Source organism: Citrobacter sp. Cm046 (assembly GCF_030333065.1).
In the GTDB taxonomy this organism is placed as follows: Bacteria; Pseudomonadota; Gammaproteobacteria; order Enterobacterales; family Enterobacteriaceae; genus Citrobacter; species Citrobacter murliniae.
Window position 1 is genome coordinate 99,373 of record NZ_JAOWGP010000043.1, and the last position, 21,677, is coordinate 121,049.

At 50.1% G+C, this 21,677-nt stretch carries 17 protein-coding genes; 12 read left to right on the top strand and 5 right to left on the bottom strand.

What is annotated here, in order from left to right; translation table 11 throughout:
- Window positions 1–138: 138 nt before the first annotated feature.
- Complete coding sequence (gene setB / locus OGX98_RS16280; RefSeq protein WP_048221037.1) at window positions 139–1,320, top strand: sugar efflux transporter SetB; 1,182 nt, start codon at window positions 139–141, stop codon at window positions 1,318–1,320.
- A gap of 19 nt (window positions 1,321–1,339) precedes the next feature.
- Here setB and OGX98_RS16285 read toward each other — a convergent pair whose 3' ends face one another.
- Window positions 1,340–1,594: a YkgJ family cysteine cluster protein gene (locus OGX98_RS16285; protein ID WP_045445064.1), complete on the bottom strand. Its 255-nt coding sequence runs from the start codon at window positions 1,592–1,594 to the stop codon at window positions 1,340–1,342.
- A 281-nt stretch (window positions 1,595–1,875) separates the two neighbouring features.
- Here OGX98_RS16285 and yeiP point away from each other — a divergent pair, with 281 nt between their 5' ends.
- On the top strand, window positions 1,876–2,448 hold the full coding sequence (gene yeiP / locus OGX98_RS16290; RefSeq protein ID WP_045445067.1) for an elongation factor P-like protein YeiP: 573 nt from the start codon (window positions 1,876–1,878) through the stop codon (window positions 2,446–2,448).
- 55 nt (window positions 2,449–2,503) lie between these two features.
- Here yeiP and torD read toward each other — a convergent pair whose 3' ends face one another.
- From torD to torC, 3 genes are read right to left on the bottom strand one after another with little or no spacing between them, the layout of a single operon-like run.
- Window positions 2,504–3,136 (bottom strand): molecular chaperone TorD, encoded by a 633-nt coding sequence (gene torD, locus OGX98_RS16295; protein ID WP_045445070.1) that lies wholly within the window; start codon window positions 3,134–3,136, stop codon window positions 2,504–2,506.
- Window positions 3,126–5,624, bottom strand: a complete 2,499-nt coding sequence (torA, locus tag OGX98_RS16300; RefSeq protein WP_286595570.1) for a trimethylamine-N-oxide reductase TorA — start codon at window positions 5,622–5,624, stop codon at window positions 3,126–3,128. Before torA ends, torD begins: the two co-directional genes overlap by 11 nt.
- A gap of 3 nt (window positions 5,625–5,627) precedes the next feature.
- Window positions 5,628–6,767 (bottom strand): pentaheme c-type cytochrome TorC, encoded by a 1,140-nt coding sequence (gene torC, locus OGX98_RS16305; protein ID WP_286595571.1) that lies wholly within the window; start codon window positions 6,765–6,767, stop codon window positions 5,628–5,630.
- A 166-nt stretch (window positions 6,768–6,933) separates the two neighbouring features.
- On the opposite strand from torC, the gene pdxR reads away from it, so the two are divergent.
- Complete coding sequence (pdxR, locus tag OGX98_RS16310) at window positions 6,934–8,409, top strand: MocR-like pyridoxine biosynthesis transcription factor PdxR (RefSeq protein WP_286595573.1); 1,476 nt, start codon at window positions 6,934–6,936, stop codon at window positions 8,407–8,409.
- Window positions 8,410–8,451: 42 nt separating this feature from the next.
- Here the strand turns inward: pdxR and uxuA are convergent, their stop codons facing one another.
- Entirely contained in the window at window positions 8,452–9,642 is a 1,191-nt protein-coding gene (uxuA, locus tag OGX98_RS16315; RefSeq protein ID WP_200010125.1) for a mannonate dehydratase, read from the bottom strand.
- 202 nt (window positions 9,643–9,844) lie between these two features.
- Between uxuA and OGX98_RS16320 the strand changes: the two genes are divergently transcribed.
- The 9 genes from OGX98_RS16320 (at window position 9,845) to yejF (ending at window position 21,674) form a co-directional block, all read left to right on the top strand.
- Window positions 9,845–11,311, top strand: coding sequence for a mannitol dehydrogenase family protein (locus OGX98_RS16320; protein ID WP_286595574.1), 1,467 nt, complete (start codon window positions 9,845–9,847; stop codon window positions 11,309–11,311).
- A gap of 267 nt (window positions 11,312–11,578) precedes the next feature.
- Window positions 11,579–12,565, top strand: a complete 987-nt coding sequence (locus OGX98_RS16325) for a CobW family GTP-binding protein (protein WP_225761182.1) — start codon at window positions 11,579–11,581, stop codon at window positions 12,563–12,565.
- Window positions 12,566–12,598: 33 nt separating this feature from the next.
- Entirely contained in the window at window positions 12,599–13,312 is a 714-nt protein-coding gene (locus OGX98_RS16330) for a phosphatase PAP2 family protein (protein WP_045445099.1), read from the top strand.
- A gap of 413 nt (window positions 13,313–13,725) precedes the next feature.
- Window positions 13,726–14,295 (top strand): bifunctional murein DD-endopeptidase/murein LD-carboxypeptidase, encoded by a 570-nt coding sequence (gene mepS, locus OGX98_RS16335; protein WP_045445102.1) that lies wholly within the window; start codon window positions 13,726–13,728, stop codon window positions 14,293–14,295.
- Between the two features lie 184 nt (window positions 14,296–14,479).
- Window positions 14,480–16,036 carry a cyclic di-GMP phosphodiesterase gene (locus tag OGX98_RS16340; RefSeq protein WP_048221026.1) on the top strand — a complete coding sequence of 519 codons (1,557 nt, stop codon included), beginning with the start codon at window positions 14,480–14,482 and terminating at the stop codon, window positions 16,034–16,036.
- Between the two features lie 112 nt (window positions 16,037–16,148).
- On the top strand, window positions 16,149–17,963 hold the full coding sequence (locus OGX98_RS16345; protein WP_286595575.1) for an extracellular solute-binding protein: 1,815 nt from the start codon (window positions 16,149–16,151) through the stop codon (window positions 17,961–17,963).
- On the top strand, window positions 17,964–19,058 hold the full coding sequence (locus OGX98_RS16350) for a microcin C ABC transporter permease YejB (protein WP_045445111.1): 1,095 nt from the start codon (window positions 17,964–17,966) through the stop codon (window positions 19,056–19,058).
- Window positions 19,058–20,083: an ABC transporter permease gene (locus tag OGX98_RS16355; RefSeq protein WP_045445114.1), complete on the top strand. Its 1,026-nt coding sequence runs from the start codon at window positions 19,058–19,060 to the stop codon at window positions 20,081–20,083. The genes OGX98_RS16350 and OGX98_RS16355 overlap by 1 nt, the downstream gene beginning before the upstream one ends.
- Before the next feature lies 1 nt (window position 20,084).
- Window positions 20,085–21,674 carry a microcin C ABC transporter ATP-binding protein YejF gene (gene yejF, locus OGX98_RS16360; RefSeq protein ID WP_286595576.1) on the top strand — a complete coding sequence of 530 codons (1,590 nt, stop codon included), beginning with the start codon at window positions 20,085–20,087 and terminating at the stop codon, window positions 21,672–21,674.
- The last annotated feature ends 3 nt before the right edge of the window (window positions 21,675–21,677 follow it).

Genomic DNA, 21,677 nt, shown 5'->3' on the forward strand with positions numbered 1-21,677 from the left:
GTTCAGCATCGTCAGCATGCTGTTTTCTCAGACTGAAATGCGATTTTGATTTTTCATGCTGATTTTGATTTAGCTCCTTGTTTGTTTTCTGACAAGCAGCGTAAACTCCGCCTCTCTTCACACCACTGATATCGAAACATGCATAACACCCCCGTAGCCGCCACACCAAAGGCGTTTGATTTAACGTCTTCGGCGTTTTTGCTTGTCGCTTTTCTGACGGGTATTGCTGGCGCATTGCAGACTCCTACACTCAGCCTTTTTCTGACCGATGAAGTCCATGCCCGCCCAGGGATGGTGGGTTTCTTTTTTACCGGCAGTGCCGTCATCGGCATCCTGGTAAGTCAGTTTCTGGCCGGGCGCTCTGATAAAAAAGGCGATCGCAAGAACCTGATTGTTTTTTGCTGTGTGCTGGGGATGCTGGCCTGCGTGTTGTTTGCCTGGAACCGTAACTATTTTATTTTGCTGTTTGTCGGTGTTTTTCTCAGTAGCTTTGGCTCTACCGCTAACCCACAAATGTTTGCCCTCGCCCGCGAGCATGCCGACCGCACAGGCCGGGAAGCCGTGATGTTCAGCTCAATTTTACGCGCACAGGTTTCACTGGCATGGGTGATCGGTCCCCCTCTGGCCTACGCACTGGCGATGGGGTTCAGCTTTACGGTGATGTATCTCAGCGCTGCGGTCGCATTTATTATCTGCGGCGTCATGGTCTGGCTGTTCTTACCGTCCATGAACAAAAACGTCCCACTGGCAACCGGCGTAGTCGAGGCTCCAAGGCGTAATCGTCGTGATACGCTTCTGCTTTTTGCAATCTGCACATTAATGTGGGGCACCAACAGCCTCTATATTATTAATATGCCGCTGTTCATCATCAACGAACTGCACCTGCCGGAAAAACTCGCAGGCATCATGATGGGTACCGCCGCCGGGCTGGAAATACCGACAATGCTGATCGCCGGATACTTTGCTAAACGGCTGGGTAAACGCCTGTTAATGCGGATCGCTGTAGTCGCCGGTTTTTTATTTTATGCCGGTATGCTGCTGGCGCACTCACCGGTTATTTTGCTCGGTTTGCAACTATTGAACGCGATTTACATCGGCATTCTCGGCGGAATTGGGATGCTCTATTTTCAGGATTTAATGCCGGGACAGGCTGGTTCAGCTACCACCCTGTATACGAACACCATCCGCGTGGGGTGGATTATTGCAGGTTCGCTGGCGGGCATTGCCGCTGAAATCTGGAATTATCATGCCGTGTTCTGGTTCGCGCTGGTGATGATTATCGCCACCGTATTTTGCCTCGCGCGCATCAAAGACGTTTAAGAGCCTGATGGGACTGGCTCTAGGGTGCGGTCAGCGCTTCGAGTTCAATAAGATACAGCATTGCCTGGTGCGTTGTTTGCCCGCACATTTCCGCGCTGGGCTGCAAACCTGCACACACTTTTGGGCGCAACTCAGAACCAAAGAGTTTACAGCGCAGTGATTCATCAAGCTGAACGCACGGTGTATTGGCAGGCTTGCCATCAGGCATGCCAGGGATAGGGCTGGAGATAGAAGGCGCAGTGCAACATGCACCACAATCCGGACGGCATTCCATACAGTATTCTCTTTAACGTAAACCATCGGATGGTGCAGGTAGCGAACAGTATACACACAATCACTCGATAAGCATCGGGGCAGCAAGTGAATGAGTCCCGGAAGCGTACACGTAAGACGCCCCTGGAGTTATAAGCGCAGCCAACAAAGAGGCAACGTCAAGGATGATGTGTGTATCCCCTTTTTTGCACCAGCAAAAGTGACAATTCCGCTTGCCTGAATGGCCCGGCGCGAGTAGTTTGACGCGATATTTTAGACACTCCCCACTACAGGATTTTTTCGATGCCAAGAGCGAACGAAATTAAAAAAGGTATGGTACTGAACTACAACGGCAAACTGCTGATTGTAAAAGATATTGATATTCAATCACCAACCGCACGCGGTGCAGCTACGCTGTACAAAATGCGTTTTTCTGATGTCCGTACCGGTCTGAAAGTTGAAGAGCGCTTCAAAGGCGACGATATCGTAGATACCGTTACGCTGAGCCGCCGTGGCGTTGATTTTTCCTACGTTGATGGCAACGAATATGTCTTTATGGATAAAGAAGACTATACCCCGTATACCTTCACCAAAGACCAGATTGAAGAAGAGCTGCTGTTCATTCCGGAAGGCGGGATGCCGGACATGCAGGTTCTGACCTGGGACGGCCAACTGCTGGCGCTTGAACTGCCACAGACCGTAGATCTGGAGATCGTTGAAACGGCACCGGGCATCAAAGGCGCTTCAGCAAGTGCGCGTAACAAACCCGCCACTCTGAGCACTGGTCTGGTGATCCTGGTTCCTGAATATCTGAGTGCGGGTGAAAAAATCCGTATTCACATTGAAGAACGCCGCTATATGGGCCGTGCAGACTAACTTTTCGCAGCGACACAAGTTAAAAGGGACAGCATCTGCTGTCCCTTTGTTATTTTCAGCTCTGGCTGCTGAGGTAAAAATCGTCCATCAAAAGAGATTCCAGATACAACTCATCTTCACGCATAAAATGCGTTATGACATTAACCGCCTGAGGATAAAATCCCTCTTCGTCCCGGTGCAAGCAGCTTTCCCGTAACAGCGGTGCCCAGCACATGATGTGATGATGCAAAAAGTAATATTGCGCGGACAGCTTCTCTTTATTGGCAACCATTCTCGCCATCAATGACAACTGTACAGCAATATGGTCGGCAGTCTCATTTTCATGCGGTGTCAGCCCATACTCAACTAACAGCACATTCATTTCCCTGCGTTCTTCGGCCGCCGTCGTATGTGGATAATGTCCCGCATAGGGAGAAACACCGCCGGGAGGCGCCAGCAAAAACAACGAGGCAAAATCCGCCGCCAGCTCCAGTTGTCGGTCTTCACGGCGCAGCACCCGGGCAAGGCTGCGTTCCAGATTTTTGATATCAAAAGACAACCCAGGGATCGCCGTTAGCGACGCCAGCCACTTTCGGTTTTCCCCACTTTCCAGGCTGGTGAGTTGCTCCTCGTGCAGCTCACGGAACAGCAGTTGCGAAAACCACTGGTATACCGCTGCACGCTGCTGAAAAATGTGATTATGCTGCACTAACCTTCTCCTCTTTCATGACCTCCGGACCACCGAAACCCGTGACCTGTGGGGCACTCCCCTGGTATCGTTCCACCTCGACCAGTACCGTATGCGCTGAAGGTCCCTGCGCCAGTTGCGATGTACCGACATCCGCACTCAGCACATTCGGATCGCCATAGGTGCATAACGTGCCCGATTTCCCACCTTCTTGCGGCGAATACCACGCTCCCTCATGAATTCGGATAACGCCAGCCGCGTAGTCAGGGCTGATTACCACGCCCGCCAGCACCTGACCACGGGCATTAAATACGCGCGCAATATCCCCGGCTTTTAAGCCACGCGCACGGGCATCCGCCTCGCTCATGTACAACGGCTCTCTTCCAGCAACCGCATAGGTATTACGAAACGCATCGCTGGAACAGAGCTGGGAATGAAGGCGTTTATCCGGGTGGCAGGATTGCAAATGCAGCGGATATTTATCTTTCTTACCAGAATGGCTGCGCTCAAATGGCTCCATCCACACCGGATGTCCAGGACAATCCTGATACTGGAAACCAGCGATGGTTTTACTGTAGATTTCAATCAGACCGGAAGGCGTTCCTAACGGATTGATATCCGGCTGTTCGCGAAATTCTCCATGTCGCACCCACGGCTTCCCGACAGGATATTCAATGTATCCTTCGCCCTGCCAGAAGGTTTCAAAGTCCGGCATACTGACGCCAAGTGATGACCCGGTTTTCACGCCCTCTTCATAAATGGATTTTATCCACTGCATTTCATCGCGCTTTTCGCGATATGTCTCTTCCTGACCAAAGCGTTTGCACAGACCGGCAAAGACATCAAAGTCGTGTCGCGCTTCAAACTGGGGTTTGACAACCTGGCGGACGGCCATCAGCCCTTTATTCGAATGTGTACCAAACTGCTCAATGTCGTTACGCTCAAAGCGCGTTGTCACGGGCAGGACGATATCTGCAAAACGACAAGATGCCGTCCACTGATGATCGAGAACTACCACGGTTTCCAGCTTCTTCCAGGCATCGATCATCCGGTTGCGATCCTGCTGGGCATGGAACGGATTGGCCGCGCTGAAAATCGCCATTTTGATGTCAGGAAAAGTTAATGTTTCACCATTGAAAGCGATCTTCTTGCCCGGCTCCAGCAGACAATCGATCATTCGTGAGGTAGGAATATGCTCCGAAGCGCCGCGAAAGTCCGCTTTGTATTTCGCAGCAGGCGGGTTGTTGATACTGCCGAGGCCACTCAGTACGGGGCCCGCAGAGGTGACTGTACCGCCACCGTTGTAATGCCAGCCAAAGCCCACACCGCCACCAGGCAGCCCAATTTGTCCAGCCATGCTGGCCAGTACCACCAGCATCCAGGGATATTGTTCGCCATGGTGCATACGCTGCACGCACCATCCACCCATAAATTGTGTGCGCCCCTTCACCAGCAAACGGGCAAAATCGCGAATTTGCTCCGCAGTCAGGCCGCAAATTTCCGCCGCCCACTCAGCGTTTTTCGGCTGTTTGTCGCTCTCTCCCGTCAGGTACGGCAAAAACTGCTCGAACCCAACGGTGTAATCGCTGATAAACTCGGCGTCGTATAGTTTTTCTTCGTACAAGGTATGTGCGAGCGCCAGTAGCAAAGCAACATCAGTTTGCGGTCTTACCGCCAGTTGTTCACAGCCAAGATAGTTTTGCGATTTGCTGCGTACGGGATCGACGCTGATAACCCGCATTTTACCCTGCGCGACGGCCTCTTTAATCTGCTGCCAGTATCCAAATGCGTCGTGATCGGGAACGAGGAATTCGATCTGTAAGTTCTTGATAGGATCGCAACCCCATAGCACGATTGTATTGGTATTTTCGATAACCAACGGGAGCGAAGTTTGCTGTTCATAGACTTCAAGCGAGCCAATCACGTGAGGCAAAATCACCTGCGCCGCTGCAGCTGAATAGTCGCCAACGGTAGTGACATAGCTACCGTGCAAGCCAAGTCCCCGGTCCATCGCGCCGCCGGCCTTATGGTATTTTCCAATCATTTGCCAGTCCGCCAGTCCGGTAAATACGCCCGAAGAACCAGAGGTCTTTTGCACCCGCTCCAGCTCCTCATAGAACAGATCCAACGCCTGATCCCAGCTCACACGGACAAAACGGTTATCGCCACGTTGGTTGCGATCTGACTTTTCACGTTTGCGTAACCAGTCCAGCCGCACCATCGGATAGCGCACGCGCGATGGGTTATAAACCACTTCCCGAACGGCATTGAGCATATCGCAGGGATATTTATCATGTTTGAATGGACGGGTATCTATCCATTCACCGTTCACGACTTTGGCTTCAAAAGCGCCAAAGTGCGAACCTGACTGGATCCATTGCTCAGGATTTTCACCTGCAGCCCAGACCTTTGAGATCAGGGGATTCGGCCCTAATGCGCTGGCGGCGCCAACGGCTAACATTCCGGTCAAAAACCGTCGACGTGACGGGTTAAAATCATGAATATCCATAAATTATCCTTTTGTATTGTTAGATTCAGGTACATCGCTGGCGTGAGTCTGGAGATATTTCAACAGCGTGCGATCTTCCACCGGATTAAGCCGGTAGTAGGTGGACATGGATTTCAAGCCGGCGATCCAGCCATTAGCGGTATAACGACTCGTTGGCGGTGTGCTATGACAGGCGCTACAGGTGGACTGCAACATCTGATCGGCGTATTGCCAGATGGAGTCAACATTGTCGGTAAAACCATCCGCAGAACTCCAGGCAATCACGCTCACCAGTTGCCATTCCTGATGTGACTCAGGATCAACCTGAGTTTGCTGAATCTTCACATTATTCATCAGCGAAGCATCTAATACGGCAGCGAAAACGCGTTTGCCCATATACTGAGTTATCACCCGACCACGTCCTTTGCTTTCCCGCCAGCCGGTCAGTTCTATCTGAACGTTTTTCCCCTCTCTTTTCAGCACACGCACTTCCGTTGCCGGGTACAGCATGGCTTTACCTGCAGCACTCTCTGCTGTGGCAGCCAGTGATTTTTCACCTAACGAATACAGCGTCGTCGCCGTGGGTAATTGTTCACCCTGACTCTGCAATTGCTTGTAACGATCGCGAAAACCGCTGCTCATATCGGGTTTGTGATGTGCAATGCCTTTGTGGCAGTCAATGCAGTTACTGTTCTTTGCCGCAGCCGCCATCATTTGTGCCACAGCATTAGCAGACTGTTTAGCGTGATCCATCGCTTCATAGCTATGACACGATTTACAGGCCGCGGAATTGTTAGCGCTCATGCGCGCCCATTCCCGTTGCGCCAGTTCCGCACGCTTTAGATTGAATTTCTCAGGCGTATCGATCGAAGGAGAGATAATGGTGTGGTATAGATCGTTTAACGCTTCCGTCTTACGTATCAGGGTTGGAACAATACCCGGTGGAATGTGGCAATCCTTACATTCCGCGCGAACGCCAGAGGCATTTCGAAAATGCACGCTGGTTTTATATTCCTCCCCTGCAGTACCCATCGCGTGGCACGATAAACAAAACTCAGTGGTGCTGGTGTAATGTACGCCCTGCCACGTTCCCCAAATGACGAAAGACATTGCTACTGCTCCGCCGAATACGCACCAAAGCGCGTTTTTTCTTATCCACGACATACTTGCCTCCATTATTTTAATAGCGACACGCTAAGGGATAATAAAAATCAAAAATAGAGACACTGAAGGTGGGGCGTAGGAACAGCACCGACTCTATGAGGCGCGTCAAAATAGTGGAAAGCCGAAAGTCGTAATATGCCAATAATGTTTTAATAAGGAATTTCTCATGCTGACACTGTCTCTCAACAGAGAAAGCCGTACTCCACTGCAATTGCAGATCTTTCAATTTTATTTCCAGGCTATTCAGCAGGGAGATTTGCTTTGCGGTGACAAACTGCCCTCTATCCGTGAGCAAGCCCAGACGTTAAATGTTGCCAAGATTACGATAGTTATGGCGTATGAAAAGCTCATGACGGCGGGCTTTATTAAGAGCCGGCAGGGTATTGGTTATGAAGTGATCTTTACGGCTCCTGTGCGTAGCCCCCCAACACACGTGACCTCTGCAGAAGGCTCTCCGCCAGTAAAGCCCAAGCCTGCGGGGGCTTCCACCGATGTCTACGGTGAGATGGGTAGAGAGTTCTATTGCCGGATGGGCGTTCCCGATCCCAATGCCTTTCCCTGGGCAAGTTGGCGAAAATGGAATAATGCTCCCAGTGTACTTAAGGAACAATTGCTTACTCGTTATCATTCACCAAATGGATTATTTCCATTACGTGATCAAATGGTCAGATACCTTAATTTATCCCGAGGTATTAATACTCGTGCAGAGAACATCATTATTACCAATGGGATTCAGGAAGGATTATCTCTGCTTAGCCAAATATTTATTATTCATCATGCTGTATCACAGAAAAAAAAGTGTCATGTTGTGACCGAATCCCCTTGTTATTCTGGCGCATGGCACCTGTTTAATTATTACGGCGCGGATATTACCCCTGTTGCAGTCGATAGCCATGGCCTACGCACTGATAATTTACCCGAAGTTGAAACCCAGCTTTGTTATGTGACACCAGCTCATCAATACCCGATGGGAAATGTTCTGTCGTTAGAACGACGAAAGTCATTACTGACCTGGGCACAGCGCGTTGGAGCCTACATCATTGAAGATGACTATGATGCCGTTTTTACCTACGGAGAGAATCCTCTTCCGGCACTGAAAGCCATGGACTATCACGATCGGGTTATCTATATGGGGACATTCTCAAAAACGCTGGGGCCGGGGGTGCGTCTCGGCTATCTCGTTTGTCCTGATGAGCTTCTACCGGCTGTACAGAATATGAAAGCGCTAAATAACAACGGCAGCCAGTGGTTATTGCAGCAGTTTTTAGCTGAGCTCATGCAAAATCAGGTGTTTTATACCCATCTTGGCAAACTTGCCTGCAGCTATGTAGCACGTCTTACCCTATTGCGTGACGGCCTTTCAGTTTTGTTTCCTGAAGGGAAAATCGATGGTGCGACGGCAGGCCTGCACCTCTCTTTGCGCATAGCCAGATCACCCGAGGTTATCGCAAAACTGCAAGCGCGCTGTCTGCAGGCAGGTATCCGTTTTGATACGCTGGAGAACATTGAAAATGGTTCGGAAGATGCCTGGCGTAAAGAGAACAGCGACGCTGTCATGTTTTTCGGTTTTGGTGGGTTGCAAATACAGCAGATAAACAAGGTACTGACGGTGCTGGAGCAGGCATTATTGCAGCCCTGGTGATGAACAGGGATCGAGCCTGACGCTCAATCCCTGTTAGCGACATTACAACAGATCGCGGAACTGTGTTTGTTTCAGTGCCAGTTCAACACCACGAACTTCAGCCAGCCCTTTCAGACGACCAATAGCAGAGTAGCCTGGGTTGGTTTTTTTGTGCAGATCGTCAAGCATCTGGTGTCCATGATCCGGACGCATCGGGATTGGACGCAGATCGCCCGCCTTCTTACGACGCTGTTCTTCGGTCAGAATGGCAGCCACTACCGATACCATATCCACATCACCTTGTAAGTGTGCGCCTTCATGGAAAGTTTTCGGGTTTTCTTCACGGCAGGTTGAGCGCAAATGCGTAAAGTGGATACGATCGCCAAAGGTTTCAATCATTTTCACCAGATCGTTATCCGCACGCACACCGTATGATCCGGTACACATGGTGAAACCGTTATAGATGCTGTCTACCGTTTCTTTCAGCCACTGCATATCTTCAATCGTAGAAACGATACGTGGCAGGCCGAGGATCGGGCGTGGCGGATCGTCAGGATGTACGGCCAGGCGCACGCCAACTTCTTCTGCTACCGGTACGATCGCACGCAGAAAAACAGCCATATTATTACGCAGATCATCTTTGCTGATGCCGTCGTATTCCGCCAGACGCGCGCGGAATTGATCCAGGGTATAACCTTCTTCAGCACCTGGCAGACCAGCGATAATATTGCGGGTCAGCTTTTCAATATCAGCGGCGCTCATGGAATTGAAATAGTCCCGGGCCTGGCGCTGCTCTTCCACGGTGTAATCCACCTCAGCGCCTGGACGTTGCAGGATGTGCAACTCAAAGGCTGCAAACGCTATCTGATCAAAACGCAACGCTTTAGAGCCGTCCGGCAACTGATATTCAAGGTCAGTACGCGTCCAGTCGAGAATCGGCATGAAGTTATAACACACGGTATCAATGCCGCAGGTCGCCAGATTACGGATACTTTGCTGATAATTCGCAATCCACGTTTGATATTGCCCGGAGAGCGTTTTGATATCTTCGTGAACCGGAATACTTTCCACCACCGACCAGGTCAGCCCCTTTTCAGCCAGAATGGCCTGGCGTTTTTGAATCTCTTCGACGGGCCACACTTCACCGTTGGGAATATGGTGCAAGGCGGTCACAACACCAGTTGCGCCAGCCTGACGCACATCATCAAGCGATACCGGATCGTTAGGTCCGTACCAACGCCAGGTTTGTTCCATTGGTTCACCTCATAAGTTGTTATACCAAATTAAGTTGCGCGAATGACGACTACCATACAGGCATCCGTTGAATGATCAACAGAACGCCGATGATTGATTGATCAAGCTCACATTCCCCGGATAAATAAGGCACACCAATTTAATTTGCTGTCATATAACTTTATACTGGCATTGTTAATTAATGGTTAATCAGGTGTATTTAATGAAAACTATTGCCTCCGCCCAACTCCCGGAAAATGTACTGATGCCTCAGTACGATCGACAACAATTAAAAACGCGGATCGTACATTTTGGTTTCGGGGCATTTCACCGTGCTCATCAGGCCTTATTGACCGATCGGGCACTGAATGCACAGGGTGGCGATTGGGGAATTTGTGAGATCAGTCTGTTCAGTGGCGATCGACTGATGAGTCAACTTCGTGAGCAGGATCATTTATATACCGTGTTAGAAAAAGGCGCGCATGGCAATCAGTCAATTGTTATTGGCGCCGTCAAAGAGTGTCTGAACGCTAAGCTGGATTCACTGGCAGCCATCATTGAAAAATTCTGCGAGCCACAGGTGGCTATTGTTTCCTTAACCATCACCGAAAAAGGTTACTGTATTGATCCGGCGACAGGGACGCTTGATATCTCCAACCCGCGCATTGTTCACGATTTACAGACGCCGGATGAACCGCACTCAGCACCAGGTATCATTGTTGAAGCCCTGCACCGCCGACGCGAACGAGGAGTGCCTCCTTTTACCGTACTCTCCTGCGATAACATCCCGGACAATGGCCATGTGGTAAAAAATGCCGTACTGGGAATGGCAGAAAAGCGATCGCCTGAACTGGCGCTGTGGATACAAGAGCATGTCAGTTTTCCTGGCACCATGGTAGACCGCATTGTCCCGGCCGCGACCGAAGAGTCACTGGATGAAATTGCCCATGAATTGGGCGTTGCCGACCCTTGCTCAATCAGCTGCGAGCCTTTTATCCAGTGGGTCGTCGAAGATAACTTTGTCTCTGGTCGCCCCCAGTGGGAGCGCGCGGGCGTACAGATGGTCGATGACGTTCTGCCGTGGGAACAAATGAAACTGCGAATGCTCAACGGCAGCCATTCGTTTCTGGCCTATCTCGGTTATCTGGCCGGATTTCAACACATCAGCGACTGTATGCAAGACAGTGCGTTTCGTAAAGCCGCTTACTGCCTGATGCTCAATGAACAGGCCCCCACGCTGCAAATCACCGACGTTGATTTAGACCAGTACGCCACCAGCCTGCTGGAACGCTTTGCCAACCCGGCGCTAAAGCACAAAACCTGGCAAATCGCGATGGACGGGAGCCAGAAATTACCGCAGCGCATGCTGGAAAGCATCCGCGTACATTTAGCGCGCCAAAGCGAATGGCCCTTGCTGGCACTCGGTATTGCGGGCTGGATGCGTTACGTTAGCGGGGTGGACGATGCAGGCTCAGCCATAGATATACGCGACCCGATGAGTGAAAAAATCCGCACAATTGTCGAGCGCAGTACGGAATCAGAGCGTGTCACCGCATTACTTTCCTTGCACGAAATTTTTGCCACCGATCTGGTGCAAAATTCGCAATTTGTCAGCGCCATTGAGCAGGCATGGCAACGTATTGCCCAGCACGGTGCGCACCAGGCCGTAATTGATACGTTAAAAAATTAACGATTTCTGCCATTAAGAGCCTATCCCATTAGGCGTAGATTGTTGCAGTCAGTTTGGATACGAACAGCGCGGAACAACCGAAGCGTGCATGCAGTACGTGAGGATTATGGGCACTGCCAGGATACAAAATGACAAATAAAATAGCCTAATGGGATAGGCTCTAAACAGGACGAAGCATTCCTTCGTCCTCTCTCCCCTTCTCTTTTTCATTTTTTTTCGCCAGGATTATTGAACGCTATCACGGCATTTTATAATTCTGGAGCAAACGTGACTAAAACCAACCTCATTACCGGTTTTCTCGGCAGTGGCAAAACCACCTCGATTCTTCATTTACTGGCGAACAAAGATCCCGCAGAGAAGTGGGCCGTGCTGGTCAATGAATTTGGTGAAGTCGGCATTGACGGTGCTTTGTTGGCTGACAGCGGAGCGCTGCTAAAGGAGATCCCCGGTGGCTGCATGTGCTGCGTTAACGGTTTACCGATGCAGGTTGGTCTCAATACGCTGTTGCGCCAGGGAAAACCTGACCGGCTGCTGATCGAACCTACCGGTCTTGGGCACCCAAAACAGATTCTGGACTTACTCACCGCTCCGGTTTACGAACCATGGATCGATCTGCGCGCCACGCTTTGCATCCTTGACCCACGCCTGTTACTGGACGAAAAAAGCGTCGCTAATGATAACTTCCGCGATCAGCTAGCTGCCGCAGATGTCATTGTCGCCAACAAATCAGATCGCGCCACAACGGAAAGCAAGAATGCCCTGCAAACCTGGTGGCAGCATTACGGCGGAAATCGCCAGTTGATTCATGCCGAGCACGGAAAAATTGACGGGCAGTTACTGGATTTACCGCGACTGAATCTGGCTGAACTTCCCTCCAGCGCAGCGCACACCCACCAACATGCTGACAAAAAGGGGTTGGCGGCGCTGAGTCTGCCTGCACAACAACGCTGGCGTCGTAGCCTGAACAGTGGCCAGGGTCATCAGGCCTGCGGCTGGATTTTTGATGCTGATACCGTGTTCGATACCATCGGCCTGCTGGAATGGTCACGTCTTGCCCCGGTCGGGCGCGTAAAGGGCGTTATGCGTATTAAAGAAGGACTGGTGCGGATTAATCGTCAGGGCGACGACTGGCATATTGAGACACAAAATGTCGCACCGCCGGACAGCCGTATTGAACTCATCTCAGACACTGAGACCGACTGGAATGCGTTACAGAGCGCATTGTTGAGGCTTCGTTTAGACGGTTGCGCGTAAGGTTGCCTGCGTTTTTAGCAATGGAAAACGACGATGAAAACTCGATACCCTCTTATCCTTATGCTCAACATCGCTGGCCTGGCGCTGTTTCTGTCATGGTACATTCCGACCGGGCATGGTTTCTGGTTTTCTATTGATTATGGCGTCTTCCACTTTTTTAATCAGAAACTGGTTGAAAGCCCGCTCTTCCTGTGGATTGTTGCAATCACCAACAATCGGGCATTTGACGGCTGCTCATTGTTGGCGATGGGCGCACTAATGCTGAGTTTCTGGTTAAAAGAAACACCAACCGGGCGCCGGCGTATTGTCGCTATTGGCCTGGTGATGCTGCTCACTGCGGTGGTATTAAACCAGTTGGGCCAGGCGCTTATTCCGGTTAAACGCGCCAGCCCCACCCTGATGCTGGATAATATTAATCGCGTCAGTGAACTGCTGCATATTCCAACCAAAGATGCGTCAAGAGACAGTTTCCCTGGCGATCACGGTATGATGCTGCTTATTTTTTCCGCATTTATGCTGCGTTATTTCGGAAAAGTCGCAGGATTAATCGGCCTTATTATCGCTGTGGTTTTTGCATTTCCGCGTGTAATGATCGGCGCTCACTGGCTCACTGATATCGTGGTCGGTTCAATGACGGTAGTATTGATTGGACTGCCCTGGTGGCTAATGACGCCATTAAGCGACCGGATGGTGACTCTTTTTGCTAATTATCTTCCGGGTAAAAACAAACATTTTTTAAACAAATAACGCAAAGTAATTAACATCATCAGGGATACTTCTGATTCCCTGATGATGTTGAACAATAATTCATCATTTTAACTGTCATTCTCCTGTCATCTTATTCCTGTTGAAAATGAATGGATTGCATGTTTCCCACCCTGATTGTTCTTATTTTGACCAATGCCGTTTATTCACTTTCTGTATCACTTTTTCTTATAAAAAATCACATAAAATGACTCGCAATGACCGTAGCGATCGGGTAATCTCGAACTCGTTTTGCCTCGCGGGATAATTATTCTCTTTATGAATAAATTTGTGCGTTCTGCCACAGATTTGACCTTAAAGAATTGTCTCATCGTGCGTGGGTAATTAGTCTCGTCACGTTTGGCATTTTTTATAACGATATTTATCGTTAAGGACTTCAAGGGAAAACAAACAAAATGGTCAAATCTCAACCGATTTTGAGATATATCTTGCGGGGTATACCCGCGATAGCAGTTGCGGTTCTGCTTTCTGCATGTAGCACAACGAACACCGCCAAGAATATGCATTCTGAGACGCATGCTGTGGGCAATGGAGATAACTCTTCACTGCAAGCCTCTCAGGATGAATTTGAAAATATGGTTCGTAATATCGATGTTAAATCACGAATCATGGATCAATATGCTGACTGGAAAGGTGTGCGTTACCGCCTTGGCGGCAGCACCAAAAAAGGCATCGATTGTTCGAGTTTTGTACAGCGTACATTCCGTGAACAATTTGGTTTAGAGCTTCCTCGCTCAACCTACGAACAACAGGAAACGGGTAAATCCGTTTCGCGCACCAATCTGCGCACAGGCGATCTGGTTCTGTTCCGTGCTGGCTCCACTGGACGTCACGTCGGTATTTATATCGGTAACAATCAGTTTGTCCACGCCTCGACCAGTAGTGGCGTTGTTATCTCCAGTATGAATGAGCCTTACTGGAAAAAACGCTACAACGAAGCTCGCCGGGTCCTGAGCCGCAGTTAATTTTCGTTTGGCAGCTATCCCTTGGCTATCCTGATGAGACTTTTAAAAAGCACTGCTTAGGCAGTGCTTTTTGCTTTACGCCTTCACTTAAGAAAAATCTCACTATGTGAGTCATTCCAGGTTATAGTCATACAGATTAAGCGGTTTAATAATAAGCGGTTACTTCGGGTAAACATCAGGAACTATGTTCAAACGCGCCTCTTCTTCCGGTCGGAAAATCCTGCTCACCTGTGTTTTAACGGGGTTAATCGTTGCATTATTCGTCAGCATTCTGCAATTTTTCATGTCATGGCATAATCGAGAAGTTAAGTACGATACGCTGGCGTCCGATATACAGCATCATGTGGAAAAATACTTCGCAGAACTTAGCTTTACTGCCCAGGCACTACAGCCTCTGATCCCCAAAAGCTGTCAGCAAGTTTCATCTAAGCTCACTTCCAGCGCGGCTTTTAGCCTGAATGTTCGCGCTTTTTTGCTGGTAAAAGACGGCATCGCGTTCTGCTCGTCAGCAACCGGAGCGATGGACTCCCCTATTCAGTCATTGATACCCGGCCTGGATATCAGTAAAAAAATCGATATGGAGATCCAGTCTGGTACACCGATGATGCCGACCAAACCAGCCATAATGATTTGGTACCCTCATCCATCACTGGATAATAGTGGCGTATTTGCTTCTCTGAATATCAACCTGGCCCCTTACCTTCTCTATACTGCCCGGCAGGATGATTTTAAAGGTTTTGCCCTGCTCATCGGCAACACCGCAATCTCGACATTTTCTGCGCGATTAATGACGCTTGCCGATCTCCCCGATACCCCCTCACGTGAGGTGGCAATAGGTGACCTGCCGCTAAAGATACGGTTGTATACCGATGAGTGGACATACAACGACGTATGGTATGCAGTCATGTTGGGCTGCATGGGCGGGGTCATTGCCGCTTTACTCTGCTATTACATTTACTCAGTCCGTTTACGACCGGGTAAAGAGATCCTGGCAGCTATCAAGCACAATCAGTTTTATGTGGTCTACCAGCCCGTTATGGATATGCAGACGCTGGAAGTTAAAGGTGTCGAAATATTATTGCGCTGGCGCGATCCTACCGCAGGCGAAATTCCCCCCGATGCGTTTATTCACTATGCCGAATCACAGCAGATGATTGTGCCGTTGACCCAGCACCTGTTCGAGCTGGTGTCCCGGGATGCACCTGTGCTGCAAAAAGTGTTACCTGTTGGGGCCAAATTAGGGATCAATATTGCACCGACTCATCTGCACGACGAAAGTTTTAAAGACGATATTCAGCAACTGAAATCCTCGATGCCTGCGCAGCATTTTCAAATAGTCCTGGAAATTACCGAACGCGATATGCTTGATCAGCATGGAGCGACTCAAATATTTGAGTGGTTGCATTCCGCCGGGTTCGAAATTGCCATTGATGATTTTGGCACCGGCCATAGCGCACTCATCTATCTGGAACGTTTCACCGTCGATTACCTGAAAATCGATCGCGGTTTCGTCAAAGCTATTGGTACAGAAACCGTGACATCCCCGGTGCTGGACGCCGTATTGACTCTCTCCAGACGCCTCAATATGCTGACGGTTGCTGAAGGGGTGGAAACCCTGGAGCAAGCCCGTTGGTTACGCGCCCATGGGGTTAATTTTTTTCAGGGATATTGGGTCAGCCGTCCGCTGACTCTTGATAATTTCGTACGCTGGATGGCTAAACCCGATATGCCAAAATGGTGATGGCGTCATGTAATGTGTACAAACACGATACAATAGCCGACGAATCCCTTATTGTTCAGGCATGATATCTGTTGGATAGCGACAGGTGACTGGAAAAGGAAACCATCTTCATATGATCCGACGCGTATTATTACTTTTCATCGCCCTGATTGGTTTTAGCGTACAGGCCCAAACCATCAAAGAAAGCTATGCGTTTGCTGTGCTGGGCGAACCAAAATACGCGTTCAATTTTAATCACTTCGATTATGTTAATCCTGCAGCCCCCAAAGGGGGACAGATCACCCTCTCAGCCATTGGTACATTCGACAACTTTAACCGCTATTCAGTGCGTGGCAATCCCGGTGCGCGCACCGAAACGCTCTATGACACCTTATTTACCACGTCTGACGATGAACCAGGCAGTTACTACCCGCTCATCGCCGATAGCGCACGCTATGCTGACAACTACTCATGGGTAGAAATCACGATTAATCCACGCGCGCGATTTCACGATGGTTCACCCATCACCGCCGCAGACGTCGCATTCACCTTCCAGAAATTTATGACAGAAGGCGTGCCGCAGTTTCGTCTGGTCTACAAAGGCACGACCGTCAAAGCAATCGCCCCGTTAACCGTACGGATTGAATTAGCCAAGCCAGGCAAAGAAGACATGCTCAGCCTGTTTTCATTACCCGTTATGCCAGAGAAGTACTGGAAAGATCACAAGCTCAGCGACCCTTTGCCCTCCCCTCCACTCGCCAGCGGTCCTTACCGCATCACCCAGTGGAAAATGGGACAGTATATAGTCTATTCGCGCGTCAAAGATTATTGGGCCGCTGACCTGCCGGTCAATCGCGGGCGCTGGAACTTTAATACCATTCGATACGATTACTATCTTGATGACAACGTCGCCTTTGAGGCGTTTAAAGCCGGGGCTTTTGACCTGCGCCTTGAGAGCGATGCTAAAAACTGGGCAACACGCTATACCGGTAAAAATTTTGCTAATCACCACATCGTCAAAGATGAACAAAAAAACGAATCCGCACAGGATACTCGCTGGTTAGCCTTTAATATCAAACGTCCGGTATTCAATGACCGGCGTGTACGTGAAGCCATTACGCTGGCTTTTGATTTTGAATGGATGAATAAAGCTCTGTTTTATAATGCCTGGAGCCGAACAAACAGCTATTTTCAGAATACGGAGTATGCCGCGAGAAATTACCCTGACGCGGATGAACTGGTCATACTCGCACCAATGAAGAAAGATCTGCCAACCGAGGTTTTCAATCAAATCTATCAGCCCCCGGTATCTCAAGGCGATGGTTACGATCGTGAGAATTTGTTGAAAGCTAGTGCGTTACTGGATCAGGCTGGATGGGTGTTGAAGGGCCAGCGGAGGATTAACAGCACCAACGGCAAACCACTGGCATTCGAACTGTTACTCCCGGCAGGCAGTAACAGTCAGTGGGTATTACCGTTTCAACACAACCTGCAACGGCTAGGCATTACCATGAATATCCGCCAGGTTGATAACTCGCAAATCACTAACCGTTTGCGCAGTCGCGACTATGACATGATGCCGAGGTTATATCGCGCGACGCCATGGCCAAGTTCTGATCTGCAAATCCTTTGGGCCTCAGAATATATCGATTCCAGCTATAACGCCCCTGGCGTGCAAAGCCCGGTCATTGATAAGTTGATTAACCAAATCATTGCGGCACAGGGTGATAAAGCAAAGCTGATCCCTTTGGGACGCGCGCTGGACAGGGTATTAACCTGGAACTATTACATGCTGCCGATGTGGTTTATGGCAGAGGATCGCCTGGCCTGGTGGGACAAATTTTCACATCCGGCCATCCGCCCCATTTATACCATTGGTCTGGATACCTGGTGGTATGACGTTAACAAAGCGGCAAAACTTCCCGCAGCCAGACGACAGGGAGAATAAATGGGCGCTTATCTGATACGACGTCTGCTGCTGGTGATCCCGACACTTTGGGCCATCATTACTATCAACTTTTTTATCGTGCAGATTGCACCTGGCGGCCCAGTCGAGCAGGCAGTTGCCGCCATTGAATTCGGTCAGTCCGGGGCATTGCCAGGCGCGGGTAGTGAAGGAGTTCGCGCCAGTCATGCGCAAACTGGCGTCGGGAATATCAGTGACAGTAATTATCGAGGCGGACGCGGCCTTGATCCGGAAGTGATCGCCGAAATTACCCGCCGTTACGGATTCGATAAGCCCATTCACGAGCGTTATTTCAAAATGCTCTGGGACTATGTTCGTTTCGACTTTGGCGATAGCCTGTTTCGTAGTGCCTCGGTAATCACGTTGATTAAAGACAGCCTGCCAGTTTCAGTTACTCTGGGGTTATGGAGTACGCTCATCATCTACCTGGTGTCGATTCCACTCGGGATCCGTAAAGCGGTGTATAACGGTAGCCGCTTTGACGTGTGGAGCAGCGCATTCATTATTATCGGCTATGCGATCCCCGCCTTCCTGTTTGCTATTGTATTGATCGTTTTCTTTGCTGGCGGCAGTTACTACGACCTCTTTCCCTTACGGGGCCTGGTTTCCGCTAATTTTGACACACTGCCCTGGTATCAGAAGGTAACCGACTATCTCTGGCACATCACCTTACCGGTGCTGGCAACGGTGGTTGGCGGATTTGCCGCGCTGACCATGCTGACCAAAAACTCATTTCTGGATGAGGTTCGTAAGCAGTATGTTGTCACCGCACGAGCCAAAGGCGTTAGCGAAAAGAATATTCTGTGGAAACACGTTTTCCGTAACGCCATGCTGTTAGTGATAGCAGGCTTCCCAGCTACCTTTATCAGCATGTTTTTCACCGGTTCGCTGCTTATTGAAGTGATGTTTTCGCTTAATGGCCTGGGATTACTGGGTTATGAATCTACCGTGTCACGCGACTACCCGGTGATGTTTGGCACACTCTACATCTTCACCCTGATCGGCCTGCTGCTCAATATCCTGAGTGATATCAGCTATACACTGGTCGATCCTCGTATAGATTTTGAGGGACGCTAATGCCGCGATTAAGCCCCGTCAATCAGGCCCGCTGGGCACGTTTTCGCCATAATCGTCGCGGTTACTGGTCGCTATGGATTTTTCTGGTGCTGTTTGGGCTCAGCTTGTGCTCCGAACTGATTGCGAACGATAAGCCATTGCTGGTGCGCTATGAAGGCGGCTGGTATTTCCCTCTCGTCAAAAACTACAGCGAAAGCGACTTCGGCGGACCGTTGGCAACCAAAGCCGATTATCAGGATCCGTGGCTACAGCAGCGTCTGGAAAGTCAGGGATGGATCCTGTGGGCTCCCGTACGCTTTGGAGCCACCAGCATTAACTTTGCCACCGACAAGCCCTTCCCTTCTCCACCGTCGGTACAAAACTGGCTGGGTACGGATGCAAATGGTGGCGATGTGCTGGCACGGATCCTCTATGGCACACGTATTTCGATTCTTTTTGGTTTGATGTTAACCCTGTGCTCCAGCGTTATGGGCGTTATGGCGGGTGCGCTACAGGGCTACTACGGCGGAAAAGTGGATCTGTGGGGGCAACGATTCATTGAAGTGTGGTCAGGTATGCCGACGCTGTTTCTGATTATTTTGCTATCAAGCGTCGTACAACCGAACTTCTGGTGGCTGCTGGCCATCACGGTACTGTTTGGCTGGATGAGTCTGGTTGGTGTGGTACGCGCCGAATTTTTACGCACGCGAAACTTTGATTACATTCGCGCCGCTCAGGCTCTAGGCGTGAGCGATCGCAACATTATCCTGCGCCATATGTTGCCGAATGCAATGGTCGCCGCCCTGACCTTTTTACCGTTTATATTATGCGCCTCAATCACTACGCTCACATCACTGGATTTTCTGGGATTCGGCTTACCGCTCGGCTCACCATCGCTGGGAGAACTCCTTTTACAGGGTAAAAACAATTTGCAGGCACCGTGGCTTGGGATCACAGCCTTTGTGTCCGTAGCCCTCTTACTCTCGCTACTGATTTTTATTGGTGAAGCGGTGCGTGACGCGTTTGACCCCAACAAGGCGATATAAGATGACACAACCTCTGTTAGCCATTGAGAATTTGTCGGTTGGTTTTCGCCAGCAGGAAACCGTGCGTACCGTGGTCAATAATGTCTCGTTGCGTGTTGAAGCAGGTCAAACCCTGGCACTGGTGGGTGAATCTGGCTCGGGTAAGAGCGTCACCGCGCTGTCGATTTTACGTTTATTGCCCTCCCCTCCGGCGGTATACCTCTCCGGCGATATCCGTTTTCACGGTGAACCATTACTCCACGCTAACGAGCAGACGCTACGCGGCGTACGGGGAAATAAAATCGCAATGATTTTTCAGGAGCCGATGGTGTCGCTGAACCCGCTCCATAGTCTGGAGAAACAACTCTATGAAGTGCTGTCACTTCACCGGGGAATGCGTCGGGAGGCTGCACGGGCAGAAATCCTGAATTGTCTGGATCGCGTAGGGATACGTCAGGCGGCAAAACGTCTGGGGGACTATCCGCACCAGCTTTCCGGCGGCGAACGCCAGCGCGTCATGATCGCGATGGCGCTACTAACACGTCCGGAGCTGTTAATTGCCGATGAACCCACTACCGCGCTGGATGTGTCCGTGCAGGCACAGATCCTGCAACTGCTACGGGAATTGCAGCGCGAATTGAACATGGGTCTGCTGTTTATCACCCATAATCTCAGCATTGTGAAAAAACTGGCAGATTCCGTTGCAGTTATGCAAAACGGTCAGTGTGTTGAACAAAATCAGGCCGGGATACTGCTTTCATCCCCTTCCCATCCCTACACGAAAAAATTATTAAACAGCGAACCTTCCGGCGAGCCGGTACCGTTACCGGCCGGACAATCTCCCTTGCTGGAAGTTGAGCGTCTCTGTGTCGGTTTTCCCGTTCGCAAAGGCATCCTCAAACGCGTAGTGGACCATAATGTGGTGGTTAATAACGTCAGCTTTTCTTTGAAAGCTGGGGAAACGTTAGGGCTGGTAGGTGAATCAGGCTCAGGCAAAAGCACCACTGGCCTGGCTCTACTGAGGCTAATCGCATCACAAGGGAGTATTGTATTTGATGGTCACGCGCTGCATACGTTAAATCGTCGTCAGCTGTTGCCGGTGCGCCATCGCATTCAGGTTGTCTTTCAGGACCCAAATTCTTCACTGAATCCGCGTTTGAGTGTGTTACAGATCATTGAAGAAGGATTGCGGGTTCACCAGCCAACCCTTTCGGCAGAACAACGCGAAGCACAAGTGAAAGCGGTCATGGCAGAAGTGGGGCTGGATTCTGAAACGCGACATCGCTATCCTGCGGAATTTTCCGGTGGTCAACGCCAACGCATCGCAATTGCCAGAGCCTTAATTTTAAAACCATCACTTATCATTCTGGATGAGCCAACATCCTCACTCGACAGAACCGTACAGGCGCAAATCCTGACGCTGCTGAAGTTATTACAGGAAAAGCATCGCCTGGCTTATATCTTCATCAGCCACGATTTGCATGTTGTACGTGCGTTGTGCCATCAGGTGATTGTGCTAAGGCAGGGAGATGTCGTGGAACAGGGGCAATGCGAGCACGTATTTAACGCACCACAACAGGAATATACGCGTCAGCTGCTCGCGCTAAGCTGACGC